The sequence below is a fragment of the Acinetobacter sp. BMW17 genome (assembly GCF_001592855.1).
GTDB classification, from domain to species: Bacteria; Pseudomonadota; Gammaproteobacteria; order Pseudomonadales; family Moraxellaceae; genus Acinetobacter; species Acinetobacter johnsonii.
This window is the reverse complement of the sequence record NZ_LSOD01000008.1, coordinates 33441-46489: the sequence shown is the minus strand read 5'-3', so window position 1 is coordinate 46489 and position 13049 is coordinate 33441. Positions and strand designations below refer to the sequence as shown.

Genomic DNA, 13049 nt, shown 5'->3' with positions numbered 1-13049 from the left:
ATTAATTGGCTTCTGCTTCAGCAATCTCAAAAACCTGACGTAAATACGCTAAAAAGGTGTCGTTATCCGTCATGGTTTTACCCGGACTATCTGAGATTTTCGCAACCGACTGGCCATTACACTCGACCAGTTTAAGCACAATATTTAATGGCGTTTGTCCCATATCATTGGTCAAATTGGTACCAATTCCGAAACTGACTTGGAAACGGTCTTTGAAATAATTGTGCAGGTCCCATGCTTTCTCTAAATTCAGTCCATCACTAAACGTTAGCATTTTGGTTTTACTGTCAATTTTCAACTTTTTATAGTGGGCATAGGCCTTATCGCCCCATTCATACGGGTCACCACTGTCATGGCGCAAGCCATCGAACAATTTGGCAAAGTACAAGTCAAAATCACGCAGGAATGCGTCCATCCCCACCACATCCGTCAAAGCAATACCTAAATCACCACGGTACTCTTGTACCCAGGTTTCCAGTGCTGATTTTTGGAAATTACGTAAACGTACATCCAGCGCTTGGAATGCTTGTAGGAATTCATGTGCCATGGTGCCAATCGGGGTTAGGCCCAATTGCTTCGCAATTAAGACATTACTGGTACCACGGAAAATATGCGGTGCAGCTTGATTAAACACTTCAATCACATGTTTTTGCCACGCCAAACTATAGCGGCGCCGCGTACCAAAATCAGAGACTAAAAATGGGGGATCACTTGGCGTTTGCGATGTTTCATAGTGTTTTAATAATGCCACTTTGGCCTGTAAGCGACGTTCGCCCTCAACCATGACCTCTTCACTTCGAATACGGCGGAAATACAGCTCATTGACGATAGCAAGCACAAAGATTTCAAACATCATGGCTTGAACCATCGGCCCTTCAATCCGAATGTCTAAACGGCCTTGGTGATCAATACTGGCCACAATAAAACGGCGTTTGAGCTGAAACAATTCTAAATAATCGACAAAATCACTTTTGATAAAGCGCAAACCACGCAGGTATTGCAGCTCATCGTCTTGAAAACGTAATTGGCAGAGCAAATCTAATTGGTGATTTAAATCATCGAGAATGTCGACCAAAGGATAGACCGTGTCATCCAAATTGCGACAACGGAACTGGTACACACTATGCGCTTGGGGAAACTTATGCAGGACCACCTGTAGCATCGTAAATTTGTACAGATCAGTATCTAATAAGGATTGGATGATGGCAGACATATCATTTTCGGTTTTTAGCAACTTATTGCATTAAAGCACATTTTTTTAAACTGCATAGCCATGTTTTGGTAATTCGGTCTTGCTATTCGACCAATTACTCGATAGATCCTTGTTTCTCTTGATTCAGAATCCAAGTGTTGATGTCTTTATTGTCATCGCTCTTGGCCTATGTTCTTTTACTTAAACATTGCTATGGATATCAACGCAACAGCCTTGTTTTTTCAATCGATGTTTCTCCTGTGCTGCATTAGGTTTGCTACAATTTCAGTCTACACAATCAAATGGTAGATAGAATCAGTCATGCGGGCCTTATTACAACGCGTTCTCGAAGCCAAAGTGGTGGTCGATGGTGAAACCACAGGCGAAATTCAACACGGTATCTTGGTTTTCTTAGGCCTTGGGAAAGAAGACACTTTAGACAAAGGCAAAAAACTGATCGATAAAATTTTAAAGTATCGCTTTTTTGACGATGAACAAGGCAAAATGGGCTGGAATGTCAGCCAAGCCGGTGGTGGGATTCTTCTGGTTTCTCAATTTACTTTGATGGCGCACACCCAAAAAGGCTTACGTCCTGACTTTGGACCAGCCATGCCACCGAATGATGCTCAAGCCTTATACGAACAACTGGTTGACTATGCCAAGACCCAGTTTGAGCATGTGCAAACCGGTATTTTTGCTGCCGACATGAAAGTACATTTGGTCAATGATGGGCCCGTAACTTTCAATTTAGAAATCGAATAAAAACACCATGCATAAAAAGCCCTCGATAGAGGGCTTTTTCGATTTCATTGCGCTCAATCTGCCTTTTATAAAGGAGACGGAATCGAGATGTTTAAAAAATCTTTTTACTTACCGGTTTTTTCTTTCAAAAACGCGCGAGCGGCTTTAATTTTTGCTTTCACAGGCTTTGGTAACTTTGGTGGAACCAATTTTGCAACTTGATTAAACCAAACCAAGAGACCAAAATCACCTTCCATTTTAATGCTGCCGTTTTGCATACCCGTCATAAATGCGGTTGGGTCGCCTTTGATTAAAGTTTTCACACCCTGCTCACTGTCCGCAAACTGTAAAATAAAATCGGCTTTTTCAGCATCACCTGAAACGGTATCAATCTGACCATTATTCACAATAATTTGGCGTGCCATACCCAGATCCGTGCCAATTTGAATACGGAACTGCCGTTCATGAACTAATTCAATAAATTTTGGGCTGGTACGCGCCAGCTGTTTCATACGAAGTGCCAAACCAGTAACCATTAAATCCAGCGGATCCGTGCTGACATCAACCAATGGAAGTTTAACCACAGGAATTGAAGATAGTTTCATGACATGAAAGCCTATTGTAATTGTTGATAAATTGACTGTTTTCAATGCTACCACAAGTTGCCATTTTTACCGCTAGGCTTTGTATAACAATCATGTAAGAACGTAAAAAAGATGCTCTAGGCATCTTCTTTTACGGTATGAGGTTATGACTTAGCGGCTAGAACACTGCTGTTGGTCATCTTCATATACAGGTGTATGTTCAATACAACGGCGCTGCGCCAGTGCACGTTCTGCGCGACGGTCTTCACGTAGAAGCAACATCGTCACAATAAGCATCGCTGAAGTTAAAGCAGTTAAGTAGCTATAAGTGATCGGCATTTCAAACACTGCTTGCACACCTAGGCGAATGACTTCCAATATTCCCCAAAACACCATACCCGCCACCATAAAACTCAACCAGCGACGATAAGGCGAAAAGAAAACAGCAATTAACGCAGCGGCGACTAAACTTAAGCCAACGATGGTTGCTAAATTCGCTGTTACCATAAAAACCTCCGTCTAAGATAAATTCAGGCGACTGATACACTGTGCTGAACTCATCCCCGATACCGTTTAAAATTAATGGATTGTGTATCTTTCAAACTCTATGCATGCATTATGAGCAGTTTTGAAAAGAAAAAAAGGCTTGTATTTTTAGAATGCGACATACCTTGTCGCCATATTATATTGTCATTACATTTTTTTAGATTTGAACTTTTCCAAAACAAAGACGCGCTCAGTCTTGGCGTGTCATTACAAAATAAAACCCGTATTTTCAGCACTTAAAAATATTTTTTCCAATTCTATTGATCGTTGTTTTTATCGACATTTTTCACTGACCGCTCATCGTTTTTCGCTTAAATTTGCAACAAAAAAACGCAGCTCAAAGGCTGCGTTTTTGATAAGACTGAGATGCTTTAAGCACGATTTAAATCTTTATCGTGCACACCCAATAAATACAACACCCCATCTAAGCCGACACTTGAAATAGCTTGATTGGCGTTTTGTCTCACCAGCGGTTTCGCACGGAAAGCTACACCTAGGCCAGCAATCGACAGCATCGGTAAATCGTTCGCACCATCGCCCACTGCAATCGCTTGCTCAAGAGAAATGCCCATCTTATCGGCTAACTCACGTAATAATAATGCCTTACGTGCACCATCGACAATGTGACCTTTAACTTCGCCCGTCACCAACCCATTTTCAACGTCTAAGACATTGGCATGGACTTCATCAATACCAAGTTTAGCTTGTAGATACTCTGCAAAGTACTGAAAACCACCCGACAGGATAGCCGTGCGGTAACCTAATGCTTTTAAAGTTGAAATTAAGCGTTCAGCACCTTCTGTAACAGTCAGACGTTCTGCAATTTTAGGTAGGACAGAGGCATCCATCCCTTTGAGCAGTGCGACACGTGCACGGAAGCTTTGTTGGAAATCCAGCTCACCCTGCATTGCACGTTCTGTGATTTCAGCGACTTGTGTGCCGACACCCGCTTCAATCGCCAACTCATCAATCACTTCTTGCTCGATTAAGGTCGAGTCCATATCAAAACAGACCAAACGGCGGTTACGACGGTAGGCATTGTCTTCTTGTACCGCTACATCGACATTTAGTTCATGTGACAAACGTAAACAGGCTGCACGCATGGCTGCGGCATCCAGCATTTGACCACTTAAACCGAATTGAACACAGGCGCGTTTCGGCCCATCGACTTCGCCATTTAAGACTGGACGACCTGACAAACGGGTCACGGTTTCGATGTTGAAACCTTGGTTGGACACAATATTTGTAACTGCTTGTAAGTGAGACGCCTCAAGCTCTGGCGCCAAAGCCGTGACGATATAACGCGTCCGCCCACCTTCGCTCACCCACTGGTCATATTCAGTTGTAGTGATTGGTTTAAAACGTACAGTTAAACCAATATCATGTGCTAAAATTAGAATTTCCTTCATCGCCAAAGCTGTTGCGGTTTGGTTGTCTGAAGAAATAACAATACCTAAGGTCAATTGGTTATGAATAACTGCTTGTCCGACATCTAAAATTTGTAATGAATGAGTGGACAATACCTGCATTAATCGAGTGAACTGATTCGGCTGGTCTGGTCCTAAAAATGAAATAAGAATGATTTCTCGCATGAATTGACTCGGGTCTGAGCTACGACTATTGTTAGAATCATAATCGAAATTGAATATATTTTCTTTGGAAGTTTACGTTGAATGCGCCTAGACAAGGGCTATTTGCTAGCCTATTAATTGTAAGTTTTGCTTTACATACCTTTTTATTGGTATTGGCAACGACTCATCAACTGAATGAAAACCGTGCCAACCAAGGCCAACTGATGACCTCTCAATTGGTCACAGACAGTCTTGCAGAGCTGGAGCCTGCCAACACGGTTTCCCTTGCGCTTTTGGTGGATCGCTATGCGACCAACCCAAGCGTAGCTTCCATTCGTATTTTGGATGCCAACAATCAAGTCTTGGCCACAGGTGGCCAAGTTCGAACACGTGATGGTGAAGTATTTGTCCGTGATGCGCTGCAAAATGAAAAGAAAGTAGGTAGCATTGAAATCACGCTCATTAAACCAAGTATGGGTGAGATTTTACGTACTCAGTGGTTAGCGATTTTATTGTCCTTAGCGATTCATGGTTTACTGTGGTTGGCTTATCGCGCCATTGCGCGCCCAAGCCGTACCGAATATTTGGCACGGATCAATAACGAATCCCGCTTAAAACATGAAATTCAAGTTTTAACCCAAACGCTTGAACAGGAAAAACACCATACGGCGGTCGCGATTGCCCAAGCACAACAACAAATCAAAACCAGTGCGAAGCCCAAAGAACAGAAACCTGTGATCGTGGATAATCATTCGGTTGCGCTCAATATTCAATTTTATGACCCGAAACAGTTGATGGACTCGGTGAATACAACCGTGTCTATTCCATACTTTAATTTGTGTCAAATTTTCCTCAATAAAAGCACAGAACTTTGTCTAAAACACTACAAACTCAACAGCACGGACATCACTACAGTTCAATCCTTTAATGAACATGGTGCCACCCTCAGCATGTCGACAGACACGCCGAATGCAGTGCCGTGTTTAATGATGATCAGTAGTGTGTTCCAACTGCTATCTGAGGTTTTATATAAACGTTACCGCGAAGAAAAGCGCTTTGTTTTGCAAACGCGCTGTGGCATTTCAACCTCAGTCGATGCGATGCAGCTGTCTGCAAATCAAGCTGCTGAGCGTTTGGTCCAACAGTTGTCTGCCAAAGAAAGTGCCATACATTTAAGCAACGAATTATTGAAAGACATTTCTGAAAGTTACCAACTGGTGAATTTACCTAATCCAACCAATGTCTTGACCCGTCATGCCTTTATGGTCAATGGCATGGGTGCGGAGTCTGCAGAGTTGGCACAAAGCTTAAGAACGGAAATTTTAAAAGCAAAACAATCTAAGGCCTCTTAACTAAGTCCAACCATAAAAAAGCCTGACCTACGTCAGGCTTTTTTATGGCAACTGTTAAATTTTGAGTTGCTTCTGCGCAATTAAATGTTGCTGCGCACTATACCTTTGCTCTGGATCGGTACAGGCCACTTTAAGCCAATGACCATCGGCTTGTAGCTCCCAAGCATTCAAACAATCATTTAAGTAACTGATTAATCCGTCTTTATAAATCTGCTTTTTCAAAACGCGATCTAATATTGGAAAGCAGGTTTCCACACGCGAAAATAAATTACGGCCCATCCAGTCTGCGCTGGCACAGTACAGCTTTTTCTCACCGCCATGCTCAAAACAATACACGCGGGTATGTTCCAGAAAACGGCCCACAATCGAACGCACACGGATATTCTCAGACATGCCTTGGACCTGTGGAATCAAACAACAGATCGAACGGATAATCAGATCGACCTGTACCCCCGCTTGTGACGCACGATACAGTGCGGCAATTAACTGCGGCTCCGTTAAGGCATTGACTTTAATGATGATACGCGCCTTTTGACCGGCTTGTGCAAACTGAATTTCTTGCTCAATCAGTTTTAACAGTTCACTATGTAACGTAAAAGGCGCATGTAACAACGCCTTCAACTTGGCCATTTTGCCCATTCCCGTCAGTTCTTGGAACATACGGTGTACATCTTCACAAATATCAGGCTGTGTGGTCATCAACCCATAATCGGTATACATACGCGCATTACCCGCATGATAATTGCCTGTGCCCAGATGGGCATAACGGATCAACTGGGCATTTTCACGGCGTACGATCAAAATCATTTTGGCATGAGTTTTATAACCGACAATGCCATACACCACCACCGCCCCAGCTTCTTGCAAAATATTCGCCACGATAATGTTCGACTCTTCATCAAAACGCGCCCGTAACTCAATCACGGCTGTGACTTCCTTGCCATTTCGTGCTGCTTCTGCCAAGACCTGTACAATTTCAGAGTCAGGCCCACTGCGGTAGAGCGTTTGTTTAATCGCCAGCACATTTGGGTCTTTCGCTGCTTCTTTTAATAAACCAATCACAGGCTGAAAAGAATCAAAAGGATGATGCAATAACACATCCTGTGCTTTTAAGGTATCAAAGGTACTTTTTTGTTTACGCAAAACTTTGGGAATGACTGGAATAAAAACTGGATGCTTCAATTCAGGTCGGTCACAACTGATACTGAGGCGTGAAAGATTGATCGGCCCATCAATGCGATAAAGCTCCTGCTCAGTTAAATCAAATTCCTTGAGCAGATAATCAATCACCGCTTCGGGGCAGTCATCTTCGATTTCTAAACGCACCGCGCGACCAAAACGGCGTGACGACAACTCATCTTTTAGTGCCACTGCCAAATCATCAACATCTTCCGACAATATCAGATCTGCATTACGCGTCACACGAAAAGCATAACAGCCCGTGGCTTTCATCCCTGGAAACAGATCACTGATGTGCTGTTGAATCATTGCGGTTAAAAAAATCTGCGTGTCGATATTGCCTGCCACGTTTTTCGGCATCTGAATTAAACGCGGTAATGAGCGCGGCGCTGGGACAATCGCCATCTCAATGCTTCGTCCAAAAGCATCTTTACCTTGTAAACTCACAATGAAATTCAGGCTTTTATTCACGAGGCGAGGAAAAGGATGTGATGGATCTAAGCTGATTGGGGTCAAAACGGGTTGGATTTCTTTGGCGAAATATTCTGCAATCCACGCTTTATGTTTTTCTAAAATATCTTGGAACTGGATGAACTGAATACCTTGCGCTTGTAACTCAGGCAAAATCGAATGATTTAAAACTTCAAACTGTTTTTTGACGGCACAATGAATGGATTCGGACAGGCCTTCTAATATCACTTCAGTAGGAACAGCATCAGGGGTTCGTGCTATCACATTCATATCGCGTTGTTTCATCAAGCCCGCAATACGAATTTCAAAAAACTCATCTAAATTACGTGAAAAAATAATTAAAAAAGTTAAACGCTCCAGCACTGGCAAACTCGGATCTAATGCTTGTGCTAAAACCCGCTGATGAAACTCAAATAACGATAACTCTCGGTTAAAATACGTCGCCGATGAATGCTGAAAATTATCCATACCCTCTCAATGCTGTTTGCAACAGTCTGTTATGAAGTGTTTGGCGGGGATGTTAGGTAGTCTTTATGACAGTTTAGTTACAACCTCATGCCAAATAGAAAATTCATCCTGACTTTATGCTTAAAGCTGCAACAGCGTACAGTATTCAAACCGACATATGTTCCTTTTCACTTTTTTCCTTGGCTGTAGCGTCTGCTTTCGCGGCCCAATAGCTGGCTAAAATTGGCCCTGAAATGTTATGCCACAAACTAAAGATTGCGCTAGGTACAGCCGTAATTGGCGAAGCGGCAAAGTGTACAGCTGCCAAAGCCACACCTAGTCCTGAGTTTTGCATACCGACCTCAATCGAAACCGCTTTACAGTCGGCATGTGGCAAGTGAAACATCCGTGCTGCTGCAAAGCCAAGTAAATAACCAATCGCGTTATGTAACGCCACCACAGCTAAAATCAATAAGCCTGATTCTAAAATTTGTGCTTTTGAGCCGCCAATAATCGCTGCCACAATCAGCACAATCGCCACTACAGAAATTAAGGGCATCACCGAAATATAGCTTTCGACTTTCTGTTTCAGCACGGCACGTACCACCAGCCCTAAAATAATCGGGAACAGAACCACCTGTAAAATTGAACTCAGCATCGACCATGCATTAATTTCAATCCATTGGCTGGCTAGCAGATAGAAAATCGCGGGAGTCAACACAGGTGCCAATAAGGTCGATACCGTAGTACATGCGACAGACAAAGCCGTATTGCCTTTCGCCATATAAGTAATCACATTGGATGCAGTGCCACCCGGACAGCAACCCACCAAAATCACCCCGATCGCAATTTCAGTCGGCAAGCGAAATAATAAACACAACAGATAAGCCACGCTTGGCATCACCACAAACTGAGCCGCCACCCCAATTGCAACTGCTTTAGGACTTTGCATCACCCCTTTAAAATCATCCAGTGTCATGGTCATGCCCATACCAAACATGATCAGCCCTAACATCCACGTGATATAAGCTTTCATCCAGACAAAAGTTTCAGGGCTTAGGAGCGCAATGCATGCAAATAACACCACCCATAGAGCAAAGGTTTTTTGAATCCAAGCGGTAAATTTTAAAAAAGTGCCCATGACCTTTCCCTACTGCATGTTTTTATAATGTCGATATTAGTGATTGAGGTGAGCCGATTGGTTCAGCGCATCAGTTCACGGCATATTGTTGCACAATATCTTTGCAATACAGACGTTTCACACCATGGGCCAGCATCTCTTGCCATGCATGTTGTAAAGAACCATGTAAATCAATGCCTTTGGTGGCATCGGCAATCACATAAGTTTGAAAACCGAGTTTACAGGCATCTATTGCCGTCCATGCCACACAAAAGTCAGTTGCAATCCCAACAATAAATACAGTATCAATCCCACGCTCTCTTAAATAGCCTGCGAGTCCCGTCTGGGTCTTATGATCGGCTTCTAAAAAAGCCGAATAACTATCAATGTGCGTATGACATCCTTTACGAATGATCAACTGCGCTTTGGCAAGGTCAAGATCGGGATGCAATTCCGCATCCTGTGTACCTTGTACACAGTGACGTGGCCAGAGCACTTGTGTGCCGTAGTCTAATTCAATCGTTTGAAAGGCTTGTTGATCGGGGTGATTGTCTGCAAAAGAAATATGATTTTCAGGATGCCAATCTTGGGTGAGTATAATAGTGTCAAAATAATCGCCAAGCTGATTAATTTTAGGAATAATTTGATCTGATCCTGCTACCGCTAAATTTCCACCAGGCGTAAAACCATTTTGTACATCCACCACAATCAATGCCATATTCTTCTGCATTCTTCTCTGTCCTTTTAGTTCTGCGCTCGAAGGCCAAGCTTAGCTTAATTTATAAAACAGTATTCATCCTCGCGGGTCAAAATTAAATGACCGCAGCCTTGAGTGCAATGGGTATTGTGGCAAATTGAAGCGAAGATAGAATATAGAACAAAATACTGGACATTGATCTATAACGTTAAAAGGACGATGTCACACATACTTAGAGAACTCGTATAATCATGCAAAATCCTGACGTTTATAGAAGCTTATAACCCAATATTCAATTTGATCGGCTTCTAATGCTCGATTGAGATGAAGAGATTCTTTCTTTAAATACCTCAATCCACGGCCATAGGTTATGCAAAATGCCCTTTTCAGATGCAAAATGAAAAGCATTTCTTTGTCTACCATTTGAACAAGCTGTATTTTTGTAGCGAAAGATAAAGTTTTTATACACTTTGACTAAAGCATATTGTTCTTCATGTTGTGTTCGTTCATAATTTGCATAAGCATTATTCAATGCATCAGCGCTTTGAAAATGCTATAAATTAAAATACGCACCCATCCAATCTTATGTTTTTCTGGCCTAACTGGATGGACAAATAGGATATTTTTTTAAAATGACTCAGCAAGCACAGACCATCCAAGGCTCAATTGTCGCAATCGTCACCCCTATGTTTGAAGATGGCAGCGTAGATTGGAAGGGTCTAGAGAAGCTCGTTGAGTGGCACATCGCACAAGGCACAAATAGCATTGTTGCTGTCGGTACAACGGGTGAAGCGTCTACTCTAAGCATGAAAGAGCATACACAAGTGATTAAAGAAATCATTCGTGTCGCCAACAAACGTATCCCGATTATTGCGGGGACTGGCGCGAATTCAACGCGTGAAGCCATCGAGTTGACGAAAGAAGCCAAAGAACTCGGTGCAGATGCTGCTCTTCTGGTTACCCCTTATTATAATAAACCGACTCAAGAAGGCTTATATCAACACTATAAAGCTATTGCTGAAGCTGTTGATCTTCCTCAAATTCTGTATAACGTACCTGGTCGTACAGGTGTCGATATGGCGAATGAAACGGTCATTCGTTTGGCCGATATTCCTCAAATTGTGGGCATTAAAGATGCCACAGGTGATGTCCCTCGTGGCCAAGCACTGCTCGAAGGCCTTGCTGGCAAAGCGATGACCGTCTATTCAGGTGATGATGCAACGGCTTATCAACTGATTCTGTCGGGAGCAAAAGGTAATATTTCTGTGACTGCGAACGTTGCCCCAAAAGAAATGAGCGATGTTTGTGCGGCAGCACTGGCAGGCGAAGCTGAACAAGCTGAAAACCTAAATACCCAAGTTGCAAATTTACACGAAATTCTATTTTGCGAATCAAACCCAATTCCTGTGAAATGGGCACTTCATGAAATGGAGTTAATCGAAACGGGTATTCGTTTACCATTAACACCACTTGCAGAACAATATCGCACACCGCTCCGTGAAGCACTCACAACAGCGGGTGTCATTAAATAAAGAGCACATCAATATGCAATTACGTTTAGGTCTTACTCTCGCACTTTCAGTTGTCAGTTTAGCGGGTTGTAGTTCCCTTGCAGTCAATAACGGTAGTTTGGACTATAAAGAAACAGCAACCTTAGAACCTCTTAAGTACCCTGAAGGCTCTATGGTTCGACCTGCAACGCCGTTGTATCCAGCTCCAACGGTTGAAGCGCTCGCTCTTGAACATGCACCTGTACTTGAAAATAAGCGCGGAAACCGTTTTGCAATGCCGCGCCCTCAAGCTGCTCAAGTCATGTCGAATGCAGAATCAACGGAAACAGTTGATACAGCTGTGAGCCGCCCTCAATTGATTATTGACGGAAATAAGAATCCGCTGCTCAAAATTGAGGGAAATTCTGCTACAATTTGGCAATATACGCTTGCCACCCTCAGCAGCCTCAACCATCAAATTGTTGGTCAAAGCAAAAATGGTTATGAAGCAACCATTAAAATCGATCAACAGGTCTATGTGTTAAGACTAACCGCGGTCGGCAGCAGCAATAACCTCGCTGTGTTCAATGCCGATAACAGTTTTGCAGCGCCTGAAAAAGCCACAGAATTGTTAACCCAGATTTACCAAAATTGGCCAGCCTAGTCGTACTAGGCATTTTTTTTTGAAAAAGGTTCCCTCATGTTAAAACAAACCTTGCTCTATACTGGTAAAGCGAAATCTGTCTATGAAACAGACAGTGCAGACCACCTGATTTTAGTCTTTCGTGATGATGCTTCGGCATTCAATGGTGAAAAGATCGAACAACTAGATCGTAAAGGTAAGGTGAACAACCGTTTTAACGCCTTTATCATGGATAAATTGGCTGCGGCTGGCATTGAGACTCACTTTGAAAAACTTCTTTCTCCAACTGAAGTTCTAGTGAAAAAACTCAGCATGATCCCTGTTGAATGTGTAATTCGTAATTATGCAGCAGGTTCTTTATGCCGTCGCTTAGGTGTAGAAGAAGGTAAGGAATTAACCCCGCCGACTTTTGAATTATTTTTCAAAGATGATGCGCTTGGTGACCCAATGGTCAATGAGTCTCAAGCAATTGCTTTAGGTTGGGCAACTGCCGAGCAACTTGAGCAAATGAAAGTCCTCACTTACCAAGTAAACGAAGTGCTTAAAAACTTATTTGACCAAGGTGGCATGCTACTTGTGGACTTCAAACTTGAGTTTGGTGTATTCCACGACCGAATTGTTCTTGGTGATGAGTTCTCTCCAGACGGTTGTCGTCTATGGGACAAAGAAACCAAGAAAAAACTCGACAAAGACCGTTTCCGTCAAGGTTTAGGCGGTGTGGTTGAAGCTTATGAAGAAGTTGCTGCACGTTTAGGTATCGACCTTTCTGATATCTAATCAGTTACAGATTCAAGAAAACCGAGCTTAATCGCTCGGTTTTTTTATGCAACATCCATTAAACACTGATGATGCATTTTGAATGCGGTAAAAAAGAAAAACCTTACTTATAAAAAATGATAACCACTGGTCACATATGTATAAATTTTAATCGTTTATAAAATTCTTTTAAATCTCTAATTTGTTTGTTTTTTATTCAAAATAATGCACTCCTATAACGTACAATTATTAAAACAATA

The 13049-nt window shown here is 42.5% G+C and carries 12 protein-coding genes; 5 read left to right on the top strand and 7 right to left on the bottom strand.

The genetic code is table 11. The features are described 5' to 3' along the window. Position 1: 1 nt before the first annotated feature. On the bottom strand, positions 2-1213 hold the full coding sequence (gene pncB, locus AXW61_RS01975) for a nicotinate phosphoribosyltransferase (protein WP_062032087.1): 1212 nt from the start codon (positions 1211-1213) through the stop codon (positions 2-4). Between the two features lie 300 nt (positions 1214-1513). Here pncB and dtd point away from each other — a divergent pair, with 300 nt between their 5' ends. Beyond that, the gene (dtd, locus tag AXW61_RS01970) at positions 1514-1954 is read left to right on the top strand and encodes a D-aminoacyl-tRNA deacylase (RefSeq protein WP_062031851.1); all 441 of its coding nucleotides are present in this window, start codon (positions 1514-1516) and stop codon (positions 1952-1954) included. 104 nt (positions 1955-2058) lie between these two features. Here the strand turns inward: dtd and AXW61_RS01965 are convergent, their stop codons facing one another. The 3 genes from AXW61_RS01965 to serB form a co-directional block, all read right to left on the bottom strand. Next, positions 2059-2538, bottom strand: a complete 480-nt coding sequence (locus tag AXW61_RS01965) for an SCP2 sterol-binding domain-containing protein (protein ID WP_004691804.1) — start codon at positions 2536-2538, stop codon at positions 2059-2061. 150 nt (positions 2539-2688) lie between these two features. Beyond that, positions 2689-3024 (bottom strand): ciprofloxacin tolerance protein AciT, encoded by a 336-nt coding sequence (gene aciT / locus AXW61_RS01960; RefSeq protein ID WP_004691806.1) that lies wholly within the window; start codon positions 3022-3024, stop codon positions 2689-2691. 410 nt (positions 3025-3434) lie between these two features. Further along, positions 3435-4655: a phosphoserine phosphatase SerB gene (serB, locus tag AXW61_RS01955; RefSeq protein ID WP_062031849.1), complete on the bottom strand. Its 1221-nt coding sequence runs from the start codon at positions 4653-4655 to the stop codon at positions 3435-3437. A gap of 77 nt (positions 4656-4732) precedes the next feature. Between serB and AXW61_RS01950 the strand changes: the two genes are divergently transcribed. Next, entirely contained in the window at positions 4733-5986 is a 1254-nt protein-coding gene (locus AXW61_RS01950; protein WP_062031846.1) for a hypothetical protein, read from the top strand. 54 nt (positions 5987-6040) lie between these two features. On the opposite strand, the gene ppk1 is transcribed toward AXW61_RS01950, so the two are convergent. From ppk1 to pncA, 3 genes are all read right to left on the bottom strand, one after another. Next, entirely contained in the window at positions 6041-8104 is a 2064-nt protein-coding gene (ppk1, locus tag AXW61_RS01945) for a polyphosphate kinase 1 (protein ID WP_062031843.1), read from the bottom strand. Positions 8105-8249: 145 nt separating this feature from the next. Further along, a complete protein-coding gene (locus AXW61_RS01940) occupies positions 8250-9224 on the bottom strand; it encodes a bile acid:sodium symporter family protein (RefSeq protein ID WP_062031840.1) in 975 nt (324 codons plus the stop codon). A gap of 70 nt (positions 9225-9294) precedes the next feature. Further along, positions 9295-9933 (bottom strand): bifunctional nicotinamidase/pyrazinamidase, encoded by a 639-nt coding sequence (gene pncA / locus AXW61_RS01935; RefSeq protein WP_062031838.1) that lies wholly within the window; start codon positions 9931-9933, stop codon positions 9295-9297. Positions 9934-10532: 599 nt separating this feature from the next. On the opposite strand from pncA, the gene dapA reads away from it, so the two are divergent. The 3 genes from dapA to purC are packed head-to-tail and all read left to right on the top strand — an operon-like array spanning position 10533 to position 12810. After that, positions 10533-11432, top strand: coding sequence for a 4-hydroxy-tetrahydrodipicolinate synthase (gene dapA, locus AXW61_RS01930; protein WP_039890664.1), 900 nt, complete (start codon positions 10533-10535; stop codon positions 11430-11432). A 13-nt stretch (positions 11433-11445) separates the two neighbouring features. After that, positions 11446-12054, top strand: coding sequence for a hypothetical protein (locus AXW61_RS01925; protein ID WP_005401459.1), 609 nt, complete (start codon positions 11446-11448; stop codon positions 12052-12054). Between the two features lie 36 nt (positions 12055-12090). After that, on the top strand, positions 12091-12810 hold the full coding sequence (gene purC, locus AXW61_RS01920; RefSeq protein ID WP_004691818.1) for a phosphoribosylaminoimidazolesuccinocarboxamide synthase: 720 nt from the start codon (positions 12091-12093) through the stop codon (positions 12808-12810). The last annotated feature ends 239 nt before the right edge of the window (positions 12811-13049 follow it).